This is a genomic window from Nonomuraea sp. NPDC050556 (genome assembly GCF_044457355.1).
Taxonomy (GTDB): Bacteria; Actinomycetota; Actinomycetes; order Streptosporangiales; family Streptosporangiaceae; genus Nonomuraea.
Window position 1 is genome coordinate 1,680,023 of record NZ_JBITGU010000001.1, and the last position, 15,664, is coordinate 1,695,686.

Sequence of the window (15,664 nt, forward strand, 5' to 3'; positions counted from 1 at the left end):
GAGCTCCTCGTCACGACTCAGAAGGTCGAGTCGCAGGTCAGCGGCATGCAGCTGGTCGTGCAGCTCACCGTGCAGGTCGGGGTCTGCGGCCAGCGACCGTGCTCACGGGTGCCCGAGGCAAGGGTCTGCAGGACGTCGATGTTGGCCGTCATGAAGGTTCACCTCCTTTCTGCGATCGGCGTCGGATGGGGGGTGCTGGGGAGCCACAGGCGTGGGCCGCCGTGGCGCAGCCGGAGCAGCATGCCGACGATCCCCGCCAGGCCGGTGTTGTACCCGGCGGAGACGCCCTGGTGGGACTGGTCGGGGGCGACCATCCGGCCGTCGTGGATCGCGTGGCGGGCGTGGATGGCGGCGGCCAGCTCCTCGGCCCAGCCGACATAGCGGGCATCGCCCGTCGCGTCGGCCAGATCCAGGAGGAACTCGGCGTTGCCCGCCAGGCCGTGGCAGGCCACGGGCAGGGAGAACCAGCGGTCCTGCCGTACGGCTGCCGCCGCCTGCCGGGCCAGCTCCAGGTGGCGGGGCTCGTGTGTGGCCAGGCCGAGCCGTACCAGGAACGTGCCGACGCCGGAGGAGCCGCTGCACCAGTTGGTGAGCCGCTCCCGGCCCTCGGGCCGCTCGCCGCTGGGCCACCAGGCGCGGCCCCGCTCCAGGATCGCCGCGTTGGCCAGCGCGTCGCCTGCCTCGACGGCGAGCTCCACGTAATCGGAACGGTCCAAACTGGTACCGGCCAGCAGCAGGAACGTCCCGATTCCGGCGATCCCGTGGGCGAAGCCGTAATGCGCCACCCCGGCCAGTCCGGAGTCGAAATCCTGGGGGATCCGCCAGAAGATCCCCTCTCGTCGTCGCTGCACCGAGGCGACCAGCGCGTCGGCGTAGGCGAGCGTCTGCTTGGCCAGCGTCGGGTCGCCGGTGGCCTGCCACAGGTGCAGGGTGGTCAGGCCCGCGCCAGCGGCCCCGTGGCAGACGTCGGGGTTGGGCCAGGTGGCGGGCAGGTCGCGGGCCAGCGCCACGGCTCGTTCCGCCATGGGCCCGTCACTCAGGTGGGTCGCCGCGTCGTGCAGCGCCCAGGCCGTGCCCGCGCGGCCGAAATACAGTCCGGGCAGGAGCTTGGGCACCGCGCGCAGCCGCGTGTCGATCCATCGCGCCGTTTCGCGGATCGCCTCGTCCAGGTCGGGGTCCGTCTGGGCGGCTCTGACCATGACGGCGAGCACGCCCGCCGCGCCGCACTGCACGTTCAGCGGGTCGCTGTCGTCGGGGATCGGCCCGGGATGCCACAGCCGCGGCTGGTCCTTCTTCGCCCTGGTGGCGACCAGGTGGGCCAGGCCGTCGCCGAGCAGGCGATCGCGCGCCTGCGAGGTGATCCGGTCGCTGGACGTTCCCATGTCCTCCGCTGGGAGGTCGGTCACGAACCGCCGTGCGCGCTCCAGGGACCAGCGCCGCTCCGGCTCGTCGGCCGTCAGGCCGGACACCAGCGGGGCGAACCGCCGCAACGCGGGATGGGACCGGCCGACCGTGTCCACCAGCAGCATGAGCCGCTCATGGGTGCCGCGCGCGTCGGCCCGGGGCAGGTCCTGGATGAGATCGGGTTCGATCCCGGTGATCAGGAAGAGCACGATCGCGCCCAGCGAGAACAGGTCAGCGGTGCGCTCGGGCGCCGCCCCCACGTCGGGGGCGAAGACCACCTCCGGCGCGCCGTACCCCGGCGTGTAGGCGCGGATGACCAGGTGGCCGGGCTCCGCGACCGCCTCCAGGTCGATCAGGCGCAGCGTGCCGTCCGGGACGACCATCAGGTTGTTGTGCGACAGATCCCGCAACACGAAGCCGCGCTCGTGCACCGCCGACACCAGCTCGATCACCTTGCCCGCGAGCTCCGCTGCCGTGGTGGCGTCCAGTCCCAGCGTGTGGGCGTCGTCCTGCCCGTGGTTCACCTGGCCCAGGCGGTCACTGACCCAGACGCGGAGCGACATCCCCGGCAGGAACTCCTCAGCCAGGAACAGGTTGTCCCCCTGCGAGAAGAGGTCGATCCTTCGGGGCGTCAACCCGAGCGGGGCCAGTGCGTCCAGCACGGCCGCCTCGCCGCGCAGCGCGTCCCTCGCGTCGGTGTCGGTCAGCGCGCCGCCGACGTGGGCGCGGGCCTCCTTGATGATGACCTCGTCCCCGGTGACCTGGTCGGTGGCCTGGTAGACGCCGCCCTTGTTGCTGTGCTTGAGCGCCCGGGTGACGACGAACCGGTCGTTCAGCAGGACCTTGGCGTCGGGCGGCGGCGCGCTGTCCCGCTGCTCGACCGGCGCCTCCCCGGCCCACGCGGGCGGCGAGAACCAGGCCTGCCGATGATCGGTGACCACGGTCCCGTCCGGCGCGCGCAGTCCCGCTTCGAGGGCGCCGTCATTGCTGAGGTACGGCACGCCGGTGAAGGCGCCATACCGGTAGTGCACCAGGCTCCCCGGCCGCCACGGCCGATCCGAAAGGATCTTCGGCCCTGGCAGGCCCAGCGTGGCTTCGTGCAGCGCCTCGGCCAGGATCGCGAACTCCTCGTCCCCGCTCGGGTAGGCGGTGATGAACTTCCCCGCGCCGCCGCGGTCGTAGTTGCGGCTCGCCAGCAAGATCACTTCCTTCAGTCCTGCGGCGAACTTGAAGGGACAGCCCCGGCGCACCAGCACCTCGGCGGCGCGCGCCAGCACCACCGGCGACGACAGCGGGGTCGCCGACACGTGCAGCTTCCAGCCCTGCTCGCGGCGCTTGCCGTCCGGCGGCTCCATGCGGTGCCAGAACCCGGACCTGGCCGACGTCCAGCCGGAGGCCCCGTGCCGCCGCAGGACGCTGTCGGCGACGTCGGCCAGCAGGCTGTCGGCCGGGTCGGGCGTTGGGCTCTCCATGCGGACGACCTCCATGCAAGGTTCACTCGCGGCGGACGCCGCGCACAGAGGTAATGCGTTCCAACCCGTTCCATCCCGTTCCTACTCGTGAGGGAGCAGGTAGCGCCAGGAGAGTGCGATCTGCTTGCCGGACGAGGTGCGGTAGAAGTGCCAGATCCCCGCACGCGGTATCAGGCGGACGATGGCGAGCGCCTTGTCGCCCTTGTAGGTCTTCGCTCCCGAGCCGGCTTGCGTCCCGGGAGGCAGGAGAGCATCGTCCGGCCACAGCTCGACGGCCTGCCCGGCGCCCCTGTACGAGACGGAAAGTTGCAGGCGGTCGGCGGCGTAGTCATGCCCCTCGTCGATGACACGGCCTGCCAGGCGGGCGAGACGGTCGCGGGCGTCGACGAGCACGGCGTCGTAGCCACCTGCCTCCAGATACGGCACGGCCACCTCCTCCATCCCACCGCCGCCGTCGAAGCCGAGGACCGTGGTGGGCGCGTCATACACCACGGGCGTGCCGGGTCGGGGCGAAGCCGTCTCTGGTTGCCCTGCCAGGTCGTGCTCCAACGCTTTGAGCAGGGCCTTTACCTCGGGGGGTGGGAGGCGCAGTTCGTGCGCGGCGTCGGCGATGGCCCGGCCGTCGGCGTACACCACCAGGCTGGGAGGGCTGGAAGCGGCAAGGTTGTGCGCCGCCAAGCCGCCCGCCCGAAGCCACTGAGCGACCGGACGCCCCGAGGTCGCCTTGGAGACTCGCCCAGGGGATGGACGGACTGTCTGCTCCGGGCTCGGCGCAGTCACACGGCCCTCCCGCTCGACCCCGGTGCCACTGCACGCCGCGAGCACCAGCACCAGGGCGATCGCCCAACCAGACCTCATGATCCTGAGACGGCCAGGTCCAGCGAGTGGTTCAGCCGTGGGCGGCCGGGCGTTGGTTGGCGTCGCGGACCTTGCGCAGGATCTGCACCATCGCCGCCACGTCCTCGGCCGTCAGCACGTCGTGGATGTGGCGCTGGGCCGAGTCCAGCCCCAGGGCGCCGCGCCTGCGGGCCTCCGCCAGCCCGTCGGGGGTCAGCGAGACGAGAGTGGCCCGCCGGTCGTTGGGATGCGACGTCCGGCCGACGAGCCCGCGCTCGACCGCCACGTCCAGCAGCCGGGTCGTCCGCGTGGTGCTGGTCGCCAGGGCTCGGGTGATGTCCACCGCGCGCAGGGCGTGGCCGGGCGTCCTCGCCAGCCTGAACAGCAGGTCCGAGATCGAGGCCTCGAAGTCGCCTCCCGGGCTGACCTCAGCGTCGATGTTGCTGGTCACGGCCAGGTAGGCCTCGCGAAGCATTCCGTAGGCGTCCCAGCGCGGGTCACCGAACAGCTCATCCATAAATGTACTCGCTTGCGGGATTGTCCCGATCGTTAGTATCTTCGGGATTGTCCCGAACGGGACTATCTTACGCCACGAAAGAGAGACCCCCATGGTCGCCTACGCCCTTTTCGACAACATCGAGGTCACGGATCCCGCCAAGCTGGCCGAGTACGCCGCGCGCGTGCGGCCGATCGTGGAGAGGCACGGCGGCCGCTACCTCGCCGTCGGAGGCCGGGTCGACGTGGCCGAAGGCGAGGCCGTGCTGACCTACCCCGTCCTCATCGAGTTCGCCAGCCTGGCCGCGGCACACGGCTGGTACGACTCGCCCGAATACCAGGACCTCAAGGCACTGCGCCAGTCCGGCTCCAGCGCCAACGCCGTGTTCTTCGAGACCGCGCCCTCCGACCTCCTCGCCGACTGAGCCTGGACGCCATCCGCCTCACGGGCGAGGCGGCGGCAACAGCATCACCCCCGATCCACCCGCGAACAGCGCTGGGGTGATCGAGGGCGACGTGGCCGCGGGTCCGCCCTTCCCTTGCGAGCATTAATCTATTATCGTCGATGTTCGATGGACGAGAAACCGCTGGGCCGCGACGAGGCCGAAGAGTATGCGAGCTGGTTCAAGGCGCTCGCCGACGCCACCCGCATCCAGATCGTGTCCTTGCTGGCCAGACGCCGCGAACCGATGACCGTCGGCGAGATCGTCGCCGCCTCGGGCGTGGGGCAGTCGACCGTGTCGCACCACCTCAGGATCCTCGCCGACGTGCGGTTCGTGCTCGTGGAGAAACAAGGCACCTCCAGCCTCTACCGCATCAACGAGCAGTGCGTGAGCTGCTTCCCCACCGCCGCAGACGTGGTGATGGGCAACCCCGTCCCGGACCCTCCCACCTGCGACTGAGGAGCAACCGCCATGGCACATGACAAGGTCGTCGAGCGCTACTCCGGACTGGCCCGCACCGCGATGACCGGCAGATCCGTCATCGACTGCGAGGCAGACGAGTTCGACAAGGGTTGTTTCGGCACCGCCGGATACGACGATATTTCTGGACTCCCCCAGGGCGCACTTCTGGCGAGCCTGGGCTGCGGCAACCCGGTGGCCGTCGCGGAGCTGCGGAAAGGGGAGACCGTACTCGATCTGGGCTCGGGCGGCGGCATCGACGTGCTGCTGTCCGCACGGAGGGTCGGTCCGTACGGCAAGGCCTATGGACTGGACGCCAGCCCCGACATGATCGAGCTGGCCAGACACAACGCGGCAGGCGTGGACAACGTCGAGTTCCTGCACGGCACCATCGAAGCCATCCCCCTGCCCGCCCACGCGGTGGATGTGATCATCTCCAACTGCGTGGTCAACCTGTCCGACGACAAGCCCGCCGTACTCGCCGAGGCCTTCCGGGTGCTCAGGCCGGGCGGGCGGCTGGGCATCAGCGACGTGGTCACCGACGAGACCTTCGACCCGACCGCCCTGCGCCGGGTCGGGTGCGAAGCGGGCGCACTCAGCCTGGAGAAGTACGGCGAGCTGCTGGCATCCAGCGGTTTCGTCAGCACGACCATCACGCTTACCGCCGACCACGGCGGCGGGGTGCATTCGGCCATCGTCCAGGCCACCAAGCCCGCCATCGGCCCGGGGCTGGAGATCCGCCCGATGCGCGACGCGGACGCCGGCCAGGTGCTGGCCATCTACCAGCAGGGCCTCGACACCGGCCAGGCCAGCTTCGAAACCAGCGCCCCGACCTGGGAGGTTTTCACCGCGAGCCGACGACTCCGCTACGTCGCCGTCGACGCCGAGACCGGTGAGGTCGTGGGCTGGGTCGCCGCCTCGCCCGTCTCCACCCGCCCGGTTTATGCCGGAGTGGTCGAGCACAGCGTCTACGTGCACCCCGGCTGCCAGGCGCACGGCATCGGCCGCGCCCTGCTGACCGCCTTCATCGCCGCCGCGGAGGACGCCGGAATCTGGACGATCCAGTCGAGCATCTTCCCCGAGAACGCCGCCAGCCTCTCCCTGCACCAGGCGCTGGGCTTCCGGGTCGTCGGCACCCGCAAGAACATCGCCAGGCACCACGGCGCGTGGCGCGACACCATCCTCGTGGAGCGCCCTACCGAAGCTCCGAGATCAGCTTCTCTATGCGAGTCCGGATCTCATCACGAATAGGGCGAACCGCCTCGATCCCCTGCCCAGCCGGGTCGTCGAGCTGCCAGTCCTCGTACCGCTTGCCGGGAAAGATCGGGCAGGCGTCCCCGCAGCCCATCGTGATCACGACATCGGACGCCTGAACCGCGTCCACCGTGAGCACCTTGGGCTGCTCACCGGTGATGTCGATGCCGACCTCGGCCATGGCCTCGACCGCGACCGGGTTCACCGCAGAAGCAGGCGCGGATCCGGCAGACCGCACCTCGATCCGATCACCCGCAAGATGGGCGAGCCAGCCCGCCGCCATCTGGGAACGGCCCGCATTGTGCACGCAGACGAACAAGACACTTGGGTTCACTATATTGATGCTAGTCAATATGGAGGTGGCCGGTGGAACCGTTGACCGTACTGGATTGTTCTCCCCCGCTGGCGCGCGAGCCGCTCCACCCCTCGCGGGCCACCGATCTGGCGCGGGTGTTCAAGGCGCTCGGCGATCCGGTACGGCTGCGCATCGTGTCGATCGTGGCCAGCCACGAGGGCGGCGAGGCCTGCGTCTGCGACCTCACGGCAGCGTTCGACCTGTCCCAGCCGACGATCAGCCACCACCTCAAGGTCCTCAAAGAGGTGGGCCTGCTCACCTCGGAGCGCCGCGCGTCCTGGGTCTACTACCGCCTCGTCCCCGAGGCCCTTGCCGAGCTGTCCTCCCTGCTCGAGACCGCCCCATGATCCCCCTGCCCCGCCGCCTGCTGGCCGAGTTCCTGGGCACCGCCCTCCTGGTCACCGTCGTGGTCGGCTCCGGCATCATGGCCCAGACCCTCTCCCCGGGCGACACAGGCCTCCAACTCCTGCAGAACTCCACCGCGACCGTCCTCGGCCTCGCCGTACTCATCCTCATCCTCGGCCCGATCTCAGGCGCCCACTTCAACCCGGTCGTCTCCCTGGCCGACTGGTGGCACGGCGGACTCCCCGCTCGCGACCTGGCCCCTTACATAGCCGCCCAGACCAGCGGCGCGATCAGCGGCGCCATGCTCGCCAACCTCATGTTCGCCAGACCGCCCATCACCTGGTCCACGACCGACCGCACCTCCCCCCACCTGTGGCTGGGCGAACTGGTGGCCACAGCAGGCCTCATCCTGGTCATCTTCTGCCTGGCCCGAGCAGGCCGCACGGCTGCCGCCCCGGCCGCGGTCGCCGCCTACATCGGCGCCGCGTACTGGTTCACCTCATCCACCAGCTTCGCCAACCCCGCCGTGACCATCGGCCGCGCCTTCTCCGACACCTTCGCCGGAATCGCCCCCAGCTCCGTCCCCGCCTTCGTGGCCGCCCAGCTCGTCGGCGGAACCATCGGCATGCTCCTGATCCACGCCCTGTTCGGCACCCCGGAGCCCGTCACCCCCCACCCCACCGTCAAGCGTTGACTTCGGGCACGCCTCCGCCGATCTCACCCACCTCGACGACCTGCAGACACACCCTGCTCACCGCGGCCCCCAGAAGCGAGCTGTGGGGCTCGGGTTGTCACACCCCGAGCCCCACACCGATTCCTGCCTCCGGGTCAGATCGGATCGACGCGTTCCTGGGCGACGGGATAGCCGACCTTCGCGAGGTGGGCGGCCATCGGAACGTTGGTCTGGTCAGTCCCGGCCACGATCCGGTCCACGCCCTCGTCAGCGAGCATCTGCGTGGCCTCGACGAGCAGGTCGTACGCGTATCCGTGCCCCCGATGCTCGGGCACCACGCCGATGTAGCCGATGAGGGGGTCCCCGTAGTTGCGGGCGGGGACGCTCAGGCCGACGAGTTCCCCGGCAGGGTTGTAGGCAAGCCGCCACCACTCGCGCGGGCTCGGCAACCAGCGCAGATAGTCCAGCTCTTCCTGGGCGGCCACGTCCAGCCCGGATGCGGCGACGGTGCGGCGCACATGGGCATCGAGACTCCCCTGGTGAAGACGACGGAAAACGTCAAGGATCGCCGCGTCGTCGGGCTCGGGACGGAATTCGAGGCGGCCCGGGCGCGCGGGCACGCCGCAGTCCGGCGTCCAGCAGTAGCGAAACCGTTCGACCAGTAGTTCATGAGGTGTCCTTTCGGGGCTGGTGATGAAAGGAACCATGCGGGGCGCGGCGGGGCGCGCGCATCGCTCCCGCCCCGTTCTTGCGCAAAGTCGCAACGGTGTCCGCCCGGCGTTGCCGCCGCGCGGTTTCCGGGGCACGATGCGGATTCACGGGGTGGGACGTCAGGGGATGGTCGGCGATGTCGGAGTTGGCGTGGCTGAAGTCGCTGCGGGCCGGGCGCGGTGTGTGCCCGCTGTTCGGGGCCGATGCCGTGGTGGCCCGGTTCACCGAGATCGTCTCCGTCGACCGCAGCGAGCGCCTGGTGATGGTTCCTGCGTCGTCCCAGCGCCCGCTGCTGGGGACGCTCCCGGTGCCGCCGGATGTGCGTACGCGCTGGCTGGGATCGGCCCCGTCGGGGCATGACGTGCGCCTGATCGCCGCCGGTGGCGAGCATCGGATCCTGCCGACCCTGCCGGTCAAGATGGTCATCATCGACCGGGCCGTCGTCATGACGCCCATCGACCCGGAGGATCCGCTGAAGGGGGTCTGGCAGATCACCGCCAAGCCGCTGGTGCGCGCCCTGGTCGAGATGTACCAGCGACTGTGGGGCCAGGCGGCCGAGCCGGTGCGGTGGCCGGCGGGGCTGTCGGCCAGGGAGCGTGCCGTGGTGACGCTGCTCGCGGAGGGCTGCACCGACCAGACGGTGGGCGAACAGCTGGGGCTGAGCCGGCGGACCATCACCTACACGGTCGCGGACCTGATGGAGAAGTACGGGGGGCGCAGCCGGTTCCATCTGGCACTGCTGCTGGCCGGTGCCGAGGTCGGGAGCTAGGTACGGGGTGCGAGCCCCAACCGCAGGACTGTTTCCCTGGCGGTACGGCTGGCGCCGATCAGGGTGGCCGACGCCGGGCCGGTCCAGTCGCCGTAGCCGAGCAGGTGCAGGCGGGGTTCGCCGATCGCGCGGGTGCCGTCGACCGCGATGTTGCTGCCTAGTTTGAGTGGTGCCAGGTGCCTGAGGGCTGGGCGGAAGCCGGTGCACCAGATGATGGTGTCGCAGGCCAGGCTGCTGCCGTCCGGCCAGGCGACGCCTTCGGGAGTGATGCGGCTGAACATGGGCTCGGCCTTCAGGACGCCGCGGTCGCGGGCGTCGCGCACGGGTGGGACGGCCACGATGTCGCCCAGGTCGGCGGTGTCGCCCTGGAGTCGGTTGGTTGCCAGGGCGAACAGGGCGCGGCCGTCGAGGTCGTCGGGGAGGAGCCGGGGCGGGCGGAGGGTGACCCACGTGGTGTCCGCGACGGTGGAGACCTCGGCGAGGATCTGGGCGCCGGAGTTGGCGCCGCCGACGATCACGACGCGCTTTCCGGCGAAAGGCTCGGGGCCCTGGTAGTTGACGGTGTGCAGCTGTTCGCCCTGGAAGTCGCGCATGCCGGGGTAGTGCGGGACGTACGGGCTTTGCCAGGTGCCTGTGGCGCTGATCACGGTGCGGGCCTGCCAGGTGCCCCTGTCCGTCTCGACGAGCAAGTGGTCGTCGGATCGCCGTACCGCCTGGACGGTCACCGGGCGGTGGATGGGCAGGTCGTAGCGGTGCTCGTAGTCGGTGAGGTAGGCGACGGTGTCGGCGGCGGTCGGGTAGCCGCCGTCGGCGGGAGCGGGCATCATCCGGCCGGGCAACGAGCTGTACTGGGCTGGGGAGAACAGGCGGAGCGAGGGCCAGGCGTGTCGCCACGCGCCGCCGGGCTCGGCCTGGGCGTCGAGGATGACGAAGTCGGCCTTGGCGCGGCGCAGGTAGTAGCCCGCCGCGAGGCCCGCCTGCCCGCCGCCGATCACGACGACGTCGGTCACGCGAGGACGGGGACCTGTTCGGCGAGGGGGGCGAAGAGGGCGCCGAGCTTGTTCACTGTCTCGGGGACGATGCGGTAGTAGACCCAGGTGCCGCGGCGTTCGCCGTCGATGAGGCCTGCCGTACGGAGGATCTTGAGGTGGTGGCTGATCGTGGGGGCGGTCAGGTCGAAGGCGCCGGTCAGGTCGCAGACGCAGGCCTCTCCCCCGGCGTGGGAGCCGATCATGGACAGCAGGCGCAGCCGTACCGGATCGGCGACGGCCTTCAGCAGGACCGCCAGGTCGGTCGCCTCGGTCTCCGACAGCGGCTCGCGGGCGATCGGCGCGCAGCACTGGATCGTCACGGCGGTCATGCGGACTCCCTACTTCGACGTCTGTCGAAATTATACGCGATGGTAGGCGACCAGCGCGCCCGCCGCGGTCGCGCAGGCCACGGCCACGCCGCCCATCACCCAGGTGTAGCCGACCGCCTGCGCGAGGGCTACCGCGCCCAGCGGGGCGAGGGCTTTGTCGGCGACGGAGAAGGCGGCGATGCGGCCGGACAGCGAGGCGTAGGCGGCGGTGCCGTACCGGCCGACGAGCAGGTGCGGCAGGGTGATGGAGGCGATGCCGAAGCCGAGGCCGAACAGCAGCACCGAGCCGATGGCGCCGGGGACGGTCCGTCCGATCATGGGCAGCAGGAGGGCGGCGACGCCCTGTAGGGCGAAGATGACGGCGGCGATCAGGGCGGCGGGCAGGCGGGTTTGCAGACTTGTGGTGAGCAGGCGTCCGGTCACCGACAGCACGCCCAGTAGGCCTGCGAGGGTGGCGGCCAGGACCGGGGAGTGACCGAGGTGGATGAGGTAGGTGATGAGCAGGACTGCCACTACGGCGACCGCGCCGCCGTTGGCGGTGAAGGCGAGGACCAGCAGCCAGAACGGGCGGCGGCGGGTTGCCTCCTTGACGATCTCGGCCCGCCGGCGTGCCGTATGGGCTCGGCTGCGCAGGACGAGTGCGTGGAGGGGAATCGCGGCCACGCCGTAGATGAGCGCCAGGACGACCAGGGCCTGGCGCCAGCCGTACCACTCGACCAGCAGGCCGGTGAGCGGGAGGAAGATCGAGGAGGCGAATCCGGCGACGATGGTCAGGGCCAGGATGCCGTTGGCGCGGCCTCGCTCGTTGCCGTCGTACCAGGCGACGATGACGGCGAACGCCGACTCGTACAGGACCATCGAGCAGGCGACGCCCATGAGGGCGAACACCGTGTACAGCTGCGGAAGGCTGTCCACCCGCGACCAGGCCAGCACCGCTCCGGCGCCGAGCAGCGACCCCGCGGTCATCAGGGCGCGGCCGCCGCGGGCGTCCAGCATTCGGCCGACCAGCGGTGCGCAGAGGGCGGCGATGAGGATGGACAGGGTGAGGGCGGCGGCGATCTGGGCGTTGGAGGCGTGCAGGTCGCGGGCCATGGGGGTGAGGAAGACGGAGAAGGCGTAGTAGAGCACGCCGTAGCCGATGGTCTGCGTGACGGCAAGAGCTGCGACGATGCGACGGCCGTGAGAACCGCCGCCCCTCGTCTGAGGGGCGGCGGTCTCGGTGGATGCGCTCACTGCGGCTCGCTGGAGCAGGAGATGAGGGCCCGTCCGGTCGCTGTTGTCGCCCAGGCTCCTTCCGCTTCGGCGATGAACCCTTGAGCTTCCAGGCGCCAGGCCAGCGTGCCTGCCATCCGGGTGATGGACCGGGCGTAGCCCGGGTTGGTGCTCGATCGGCGGGAGGCGACCAGCTGATCGCCCAGGCGTTCGGTGTTCAGGTGGCCGTGGTCACAGATGAGGCGCAGCGCCTCTTTCTGGGCCGCGGTGGGGTATCCGTCGGACATCTCAGGTGCCTGTCTTTCAGCCGCAGCAGCCGGTTTCTGCGGCGCCGACGGTGACCAGGGGAAGGGGGGTGGACAGCAGGCCACCGCTGATGCCGGTGGCCAGGCCGACGCGCTGCTCCTGGGCCTCGGCCAGGTTGGTGGAGCACACCCCCGTCTCCGGCAGGTCGAGCTGCACGTCGTGAGCCGCGTCCCAGTCTCCGGCCAGTGCGGCGGCGACGGAGCGGACCTGCTCGTAGCCGGTGGCCATGAGGAACGTCGGGGCGCGGCCGTAGCTCTTGACGCCCACAGCGTAGTAGCCGGGCTCGGGGTGGGTCAGCTCGACCACGCCGTGGGCGGGAACGGTGCCGCAGGAGTGCTGGTTGGGGTCGATCAGCGGAGCCAGCGCGCGAGTGGAACCGAGAATCGGGTCCAGGTCCAGGCGCAGCTCACTCGCGATGGAGTGGTCGGGGCGGTAGCCGGTCGCGGCCACGATGCGGTCCACGGTGACCGACTGCTCGACGCCGGACGGGTCGCGGCTGATCACCGTGTCGCCCTCGACGCGGTGGACGTAGAAGCCGGTCAGGAGCTTGATGCGGCCCCCGTCCACGTGCGCGCGCAGCCTGGTGCCGAGCGCGCCCCTGGCGGGGAGCGCGTCCGCCGCTCCGCCGCCGTAGGTACGGCTCGCGCCGCCCGCCCGGATCGCCCAGGTGATCTCCCCGTCGATCTCGGCCAGGGCGAGCAGCGTGGTGGCTGCGGAATGACCCGCGCCGACGACCAGGGTGTGCTTGCCCTCGTAACGCTCGCGGTCGACGCCGAGCACGTCGGGAAGGGCATGGTCGACGGTGGCGGCGTCCTCCCCGTAGGCGGGCAGGCCGCTGGCACCGAGAACGTTCGGGGTCTCGTAGCTGCCGGACGCGTCGATGATCGCGCGGGCCTGGAGCTCGTCGCCGTTGGCCAGCCGGATCAGGAAGGGCGCGTCTTCGCGTCCGTTGGTACGTACCCGGTCGTAGCCCAGGCGGCTGATCGCGGTGACCTTGGCGCCCAGCTTCAGCCTTGCGCCGAAGAGCTTGGCCAGCGGGGCGAGATAGCCGGAGATCAGCTCGGCACCGGTGGGCAGCCACTCGGGATCGGGCTCGACCCAGCCGTCCGCCTCCAGGAGGCGCTTGGCGGCGGCGTCGATGTTGTACTTCCACGGGCTGAACACCCGCACGTGACCCCACTGGGCGACCGAGGCGGCGACCCGCTCCCCCGCCTCCAGGACCACGAAGTCCTGACCGCGCTCGGCCAGGTGCGCGGCGGCGGCCAGCCCGACCGGTCCGGCGCCGATCACGACGACGGGGAGGTCGGCCGGGGTGGGCCGGGTCTGCTCAAGCTCAAGGGAGGCGGTGGTGCCGCAGCAGCTCTCGCTCATGATGGCTTCCTTCTTCCTTAGCGGAACAGCAGTGAAGAGGTACGGGCGCGGTCCACGGCAGAGCTCGCACGGCAGGCGGCGTCGCACACCAGGCCGCGAGCCTCGTCGAGCGTGACGTCCTGGACGCGGCGGTTACGACGGAACAGAGCGCGCATCGCGCACCTCCTGTTTAGAAGCTTGTCGAAGTAGTCTGTAGACTGCCTCACTGATTAGAGATCTGTCAAATCAGAGCATCCTTTTCGCGCCGGCTCCGTCTACCCAGGTGACCGATCGTTCGAGAAGGAGGTTCGACCATGTCGTGCTGCACCGAAGAGACCCAGCAGACCTGCTGCGCAGCCGAGGAGAAGGACGAGTGCTGCGGCTCAGGCGGCTGCGGCTGCCGGTAGAAGGGACCCGATGATGACCCAGGCCTCCGCATGGCACGAGCTCCGCGCGCGCCTCGTCACCTTCGTCACGCGCCGCATCGACACGCCCGACGACGCCGAGGACATCGTCCAGGACGTGCTCCTGAAGGTGAGCCAGGGCATCGGCGGCGTGCGCGAGCACGAGCGTCTGGAGGCCTGGGTCTACCAGATCGCCCGCAACACGATCGTCGACCACCACCGCCGCAACCGGACCCGGACGCTGGCTCACGCGCGGGCCGTGCTCGACCGCAGCTTCGCCTCGGAACCCGACGTCGGCTCAAGCGTGCTCACGGGATGCCTCCGCTCGATGATCGACCGCCTGCCGGAGCACTACCGGGAGGCGATCACGCTCACCGAATACGACGGCCTGACGCAGGCCGATGCCGCTGAGCGCCTGGGGCTGTCGGTGCCCGGCATGAAGTCGAGGGTCCAGCGGGCCCGCGCACGACTGGGCGAGCTGATCGCCGAGTGCTGCCGGGTCGAGCTCGACGTACGGCGAGCCGTACGACACGTCGAACCCCACGGCCCCTGCCCCTGCTGATCGGGAGACCTGACCTGTCGCCTGCCATGATGTTCTCGTGTCCCCCACCGATCCGGCATGGCGGCTGGTCCGCGCCACCGTCTTCGCGACGGTCTGCATCGCCGCGTCGGCAGGTGGGCACATCCTCGCCGGTGGCGCCCTGGCCAGTCCCGGGTTGCTCCTGCTCGCCGCCGCCGGGGCTCTGGCGCTCGCCTACGTGATCGGCGGCCGGCCGCACTCCCGGGGCCCGGTGCTGGGCGCCAGCGTTGCGACCCAGGCTCTGCTGCACGAGCTCTTCAGCAACGGCGTCCCCGTCGCGGTCGGTTCGGCGGGGCATGACCATCCGGGGATCAGCATGCTCACCGCGCACCTGACGGTCGCGGTGATGACGGGCTGGTGGTTGCATCGCGGCGACAGCGCCCTGTGGTTGCTGCTGCACCTTCTGCGCCGGCCGTCGCTTCCCGTGCTGTTGCGGCTGACGAGGATCCCCAGCGCCGGTACGCCCTCCCCGCTGCCCGCCGCCGAGCCACGCGTCACCCTGTCGTACGAGCTGGTCGCAGCGGTCACCCGTCGCGGACCGCCCATCGCGGCGCTTCGCGGCTGAGGGCCCGCCCTTCTGGAACCGCGAATTCACGGTGTCAAGCGCTCTCGCACAACGAGCGCTCTCCCAGCCACGCCTGTATCAGGAGTTCGCGATGGTTTCCCGTTTCATCCGCGCGCTGGCCCTCGTCGGCCTCGCGTGCAGCACGCTACTGTCTTTCAACGCGTCGACCGCGCTGGCCCACGACGGCCTCAAGAGCAGTTCCCCGGCCAAAAACGCCAAGATCTCCTCACCCGAGAAGATCACGTTGGAGTACACCGCGAAGATCCGCCTCCCCGCCGTCGTCCTGCACGACGCGGACGGCAACAAGGTCGCCACGGACAAGGCTCAGGCCGAGGGACGTACGGTCACCGCAAAGGTGAGCGAGGCCCTGGCGCCAGGCAAGTACGTGATCGGCTGGCGGGTGGTGTCGTCCGACGGCCATCCGCTCGAAGGCGAGATCCCCTTTACGGTGACCGCCCCGGCGACACCGACTCCCACCCCGTCGACCAGCACATCGGTCACCGAAGCCCCAAACCCCGTCGTTACCAGCGGGACGCCGGTGGCAGCGGCGGAGGAGCCCGCGCAGCAGGGCATCCCCTCCTGGGTGTGGGTAACCCTCGGTGCCGTTGTGATCGTCGGGATCGGGATCTTCGCTCTGTCCTCTCGCAGATCCAGCTGAACATCGAGCCGC

Annotated in this window: 22 protein-coding genes; 10 read left to right on the forward strand and 12 right to left on the reverse strand. The window is 70.3% G+C overall.

Annotated features, from left to right (window positions below; all coding sequences use genetic code 11):
* Positions 1–17: 17 nt before the first annotated feature.
* The 4 genes from ACIBG8_RS08470 to ACIBG8_RS08485 all read right to left on the reverse strand — a co-directional run bounded on the left by ACIBG8_RS08470 (position 18) and on the right by ACIBG8_RS08485 (position 4,230).
* Positions 18–152 carry a hypothetical protein gene (locus ACIBG8_RS08470; protein WP_397341948.1) on the reverse strand — a complete coding sequence of 45 codons (135 nt, stop codon included), beginning with the start codon at positions 150–152 and terminating at the stop codon, positions 18–20.
* A gap of 6 nt (positions 153–158) precedes the next feature.
* A complete protein-coding gene (gene lanL, locus ACIBG8_RS08475) occupies positions 159–2,876 on the reverse strand; it encodes a class IV lanthionine synthetase LanL (RefSeq protein WP_397341949.1) in 2,718 nt (905 codons plus the stop codon).
* A gap of 81 nt (positions 2,877–2,957) precedes the next feature.
* On the reverse strand, positions 2,958–3,734 hold the full coding sequence (locus ACIBG8_RS08480) for a hypothetical protein (RefSeq protein WP_397341951.1): 777 nt from the start codon (positions 3,732–3,734) through the stop codon (positions 2,958–2,960).
* A 31-nt stretch (positions 3,735–3,765) separates the two neighbouring features.
* On the reverse strand, positions 3,766–4,230 hold the full coding sequence (locus ACIBG8_RS08485) for a MarR family winged helix-turn-helix transcriptional regulator (RefSeq protein ID WP_397341952.1): 465 nt from the start codon (positions 4,228–4,230) through the stop codon (positions 3,766–3,768).
* 91 nt (positions 4,231–4,321) lie between these two features.
* On the opposite strand from ACIBG8_RS08485, the gene ACIBG8_RS08490 reads away from it, so the two are divergent.
* From ACIBG8_RS08490 to ACIBG8_RS08500, 3 genes are all read left to right on the forward strand, one after another.
* Positions 4,322–4,633 carry a DUF1330 domain-containing protein gene (locus tag ACIBG8_RS08490; RefSeq protein ID WP_397341953.1) on the forward strand — a complete coding sequence of 104 codons (312 nt, stop codon included), beginning with the start codon at positions 4,322–4,324 and terminating at the stop codon, positions 4,631–4,633.
* A 147-nt stretch (positions 4,634–4,780) separates the two neighbouring features.
* The gene (locus ACIBG8_RS08495) at positions 4,781–5,110 is read left to right on the forward strand and encodes an ArsR/SmtB family transcription factor (protein WP_397341954.1); all 330 of its coding nucleotides are present in this window, start codon (positions 4,781–4,783) and stop codon (positions 5,108–5,110) included.
* Positions 5,111–5,122: 12 nt separating this feature from the next.
* Complete coding sequence (locus ACIBG8_RS08500; protein ID WP_397341955.1) at positions 5,123–6,361, forward strand: GNAT family N-acetyltransferase; 1,239 nt, start codon at positions 5,123–5,125, stop codon at positions 6,359–6,361.
* Here the strand turns inward: ACIBG8_RS08500 and ACIBG8_RS08505 are convergent.
* A complete protein-coding gene (locus ACIBG8_RS08505) occupies positions 6,306–6,647 on the reverse strand; it encodes an arsenate reductase ArsC (protein ID WP_397343911.1) in 342 nt (113 codons plus the stop codon). The two genes, ACIBG8_RS08500 and ACIBG8_RS08505, sit on opposite strands and share 56 nt — an antisense overlap.
* Positions 6,648–6,730: 83 nt before the next feature.
* Here ACIBG8_RS08505 and ACIBG8_RS08510 point away from each other — a divergent pair, with 83 nt between their 5' ends.
* Both ACIBG8_RS08510 and ACIBG8_RS08515 read left to right on the forward strand, forming a co-directional pair.
* Positions 6,731–7,066 (forward strand): ArsR/SmtB family transcription factor, encoded by a 336-nt coding sequence (locus tag ACIBG8_RS08510; protein WP_397341956.1) that lies wholly within the window; start codon positions 6,731–6,733, stop codon positions 7,064–7,066.
* Positions 7,063–7,758 carry an aquaporin gene (locus ACIBG8_RS08515; RefSeq protein WP_397341957.1) on the forward strand — a complete coding sequence of 232 codons (696 nt, stop codon included), beginning with the start codon at positions 7,063–7,065 and terminating at the stop codon, positions 7,756–7,758. Before ACIBG8_RS08510 ends, ACIBG8_RS08515 begins: the two co-directional genes overlap by 4 nt.
* 134 nt (positions 7,759–7,892) lie before the next feature.
* Here ACIBG8_RS08515 and ACIBG8_RS08520 read toward each other — a convergent pair whose 3' ends face one another.
* Complete coding sequence (locus ACIBG8_RS08520) at positions 7,893–8,255, reverse strand: GNAT family N-acetyltransferase (protein WP_397341958.1); 363 nt, start codon at positions 8,253–8,255, stop codon at positions 7,893–7,895.
* Between the two features lie 21 nt (positions 8,256–8,276).
* Between ACIBG8_RS08520 and ACIBG8_RS08525 the strand changes: the two genes are divergently transcribed.
* Both ACIBG8_RS08525 and ACIBG8_RS08530 read left to right on the forward strand, forming a co-directional pair.
* On the forward strand, positions 8,277–8,402 hold the full coding sequence (locus ACIBG8_RS08525; protein ID WP_397341959.1) for a hypothetical protein: 126 nt from the start codon (positions 8,277–8,279) through the stop codon (positions 8,400–8,402).
* Positions 8,403–8,584: 182 nt separating this feature from the next.
* The gene (locus tag ACIBG8_RS08530) at positions 8,585–9,217 is read left to right on the forward strand and encodes a LuxR C-terminal-related transcriptional regulator (protein WP_397341960.1); all 633 of its coding nucleotides are present in this window, start codon (positions 8,585–8,587) and stop codon (positions 9,215–9,217) included.
* Here the strand turns inward: ACIBG8_RS08530 and ACIBG8_RS08535 are convergent.
* From ACIBG8_RS08535 to ACIBG8_RS08560, 6 genes are read right to left on the reverse strand one after another with little or no spacing between them, the layout of a single operon-like run.
* Entirely contained in the window at positions 9,214–10,227 is a 1,014-nt protein-coding gene (locus ACIBG8_RS08535; RefSeq protein WP_397341961.1) for an ArsO family NAD(P)H-dependent flavin-containing monooxygenase, read from the reverse strand. The genes ACIBG8_RS08530 and ACIBG8_RS08535 overlap by 4 nt on opposite strands.
* A complete protein-coding gene (locus ACIBG8_RS08540; RefSeq protein ID WP_397341962.1) occupies positions 10,224–10,577 on the reverse strand; it encodes a metalloregulator ArsR/SmtB family transcription factor in 354 nt (117 codons plus the stop codon). Before ACIBG8_RS08540 ends, ACIBG8_RS08535 begins: the two co-directional genes overlap by 4 nt.
* 30 nt (positions 10,578–10,607) lie before the next feature.
* Positions 10,608–11,810, reverse strand: a complete 1,203-nt coding sequence (locus ACIBG8_RS08545; RefSeq protein ID WP_397341963.1) for an MFS transporter — start codon at positions 11,808–11,810, stop codon at positions 10,608–10,610.
* Positions 11,807–12,076 (reverse strand): hypothetical protein, encoded by a 270-nt coding sequence (locus ACIBG8_RS08550; protein WP_397341964.1) that lies wholly within the window; start codon positions 12,074–12,076, stop codon positions 11,807–11,809. The genes ACIBG8_RS08545 and ACIBG8_RS08550 overlap by 4 nt, the downstream gene beginning before the upstream one ends.
* A gap of 16 nt (positions 12,077–12,092) precedes the next feature.
* A complete protein-coding gene (locus ACIBG8_RS08555) occupies positions 12,093–13,466 on the reverse strand; it encodes an FAD-dependent oxidoreductase (RefSeq protein ID WP_397341965.1) in 1,374 nt (457 codons plus the stop codon).
* A gap of 17 nt (positions 13,467–13,483) precedes the next feature.
* Positions 13,484–13,621 carry a hypothetical protein gene (locus ACIBG8_RS08560; RefSeq protein WP_397341966.1) on the reverse strand — a complete coding sequence of 46 codons (138 nt, stop codon included), beginning with the start codon at positions 13,619–13,621 and terminating at the stop codon, positions 13,484–13,486.
* Positions 13,622–13,862: 241 nt separating this feature from the next.
* On the opposite strand from ACIBG8_RS08560, the gene sigZ reads away from it, so the two are divergent.
* The 3 genes from sigZ to ACIBG8_RS08575 all read left to right on the forward strand — a co-directional run bounded on the left by sigZ (position 13,863) and on the right by ACIBG8_RS08575 (position 15,652).
* Positions 13,863–14,411, forward strand: a complete 549-nt coding sequence (gene sigZ, locus ACIBG8_RS08565) for an RNA polymerase sigma factor SigZ (RefSeq protein WP_397341968.1) — start codon at positions 13,863–13,865, stop codon at positions 14,409–14,411.
* A gap of 37 nt (positions 14,412–14,448) precedes the next feature.
* Positions 14,449–14,994 (forward strand): hypothetical protein, encoded by a 546-nt coding sequence (locus ACIBG8_RS08570; protein WP_397341969.1) that lies wholly within the window; start codon positions 14,449–14,451, stop codon positions 14,992–14,994.
* 91 nt (positions 14,995–15,085) lie between these two features.
* A complete protein-coding gene (locus ACIBG8_RS08575; RefSeq protein ID WP_397341970.1) occupies positions 15,086–15,652 on the forward strand; it encodes a copper resistance protein CopC in 567 nt (188 codons plus the stop codon).
* The last annotated feature ends 12 nt before the right edge of the window (positions 15,653–15,664 follow it).

Excerpts from the sequence above, each read along its gene's own strand:
- ACIBG8_RS08490 (WP_397341953.1), top strand. The coding sequence starts at position 4,322 with ATGGTCGCCTACGCCCTTTTCGACAACATCGAGGTCACGGATCCCGCC.
- sigZ (WP_397341968.1), top strand. The coding sequence starts at position 13,863 with ATGATGACCCAGGCCTCCGCATGGCACGAGCTCCGCGCGCGCCTCGTC.
- ACIBG8_RS08470 (WP_397341948.1), bottom strand. The coding sequence starts at position 152 with ATGACGGCCAACATCGACGTCCTGCAGACCCTTGCCTCGGGCACCCGT.
- ACIBG8_RS08485 (WP_397341952.1), bottom strand. The coding sequence starts at position 4,230 with ATGGATGAGCTGTTCGGTGACCCGCGCTGGGACGCCTACGGAATGCTT.
- ACIBG8_RS08515 (WP_397341957.1), top strand. The coding sequence starts at position 7,063 with ATGATCCCCCTGCCCCGCCGCCTGCTGGCCGAGTTCCTGGGCACCGCC.
- ACIBG8_RS08575 (WP_397341970.1), top strand. The coding sequence starts at position 15,086 with ATGGTTTCCCGTTTCATCCGCGCGCTGGCCCTCGTCGGCCTCGCGTGC.
- lanL (WP_397341949.1), bottom strand. The coding sequence starts at position 2,876 with ATGGAGAGCCCAACGCCCGACCCGGCCGACAGCCTGCTGGCCGACGTC.
- ACIBG8_RS08505 (WP_397343911.1), bottom strand. The coding sequence starts at position 6,647 with ATGGCGGCGGGCTGGCTCGCCCATCTTGCGGGTGATCGGATCGAGGTG.
- ACIBG8_RS08540 (WP_397341962.1), bottom strand. The coding sequence starts at position 10,577 with ATGACCGCCGTGACGATCCAGTGCTGCGCGCCGATCGCCCGCGAGCCG.
- ACIBG8_RS08495 (WP_397341954.1), top strand. The coding sequence starts at position 4,781 with ATGGACGAGAAACCGCTGGGCCGCGACGAGGCCGAAGAGTATGCGAGC.
- ACIBG8_RS08560 (WP_397341966.1), bottom strand. The coding sequence starts at position 13,621 with ATGCGCGCTCTGTTCCGTCGTAACCGCCGCGTCCAGGACGTCACGCTC.
- ACIBG8_RS08555 (WP_397341965.1), bottom strand. The coding sequence starts at position 13,466 with ATGAGCGAGAGCTGCTGCGGCACCACCGCCTCCCTTGAGCTTGAGCAG.
- ACIBG8_RS08530 (WP_397341960.1), top strand. The coding sequence starts at position 8,585 with ATGTCGGAGTTGGCGTGGCTGAAGTCGCTGCGGGCCGGGCGCGGTGTG.
- ACIBG8_RS08480 (WP_397341951.1), bottom strand. The coding sequence starts at position 3,734 with ATGAGGTCTGGTTGGGCGATCGCCCTGGTGCTGGTGCTCGCGGCGTGC.
- ACIBG8_RS08550 (WP_397341964.1), bottom strand. The coding sequence starts at position 12,076 with ATGTCCGACGGATACCCCACCGCGGCCCAGAAAGAGGCGCTGCGCCTC.
- ACIBG8_RS08500 (WP_397341955.1), top strand. The coding sequence starts at position 5,123 with ATGGCACATGACAAGGTCGTCGAGCGCTACTCCGGACTGGCCCGCACC.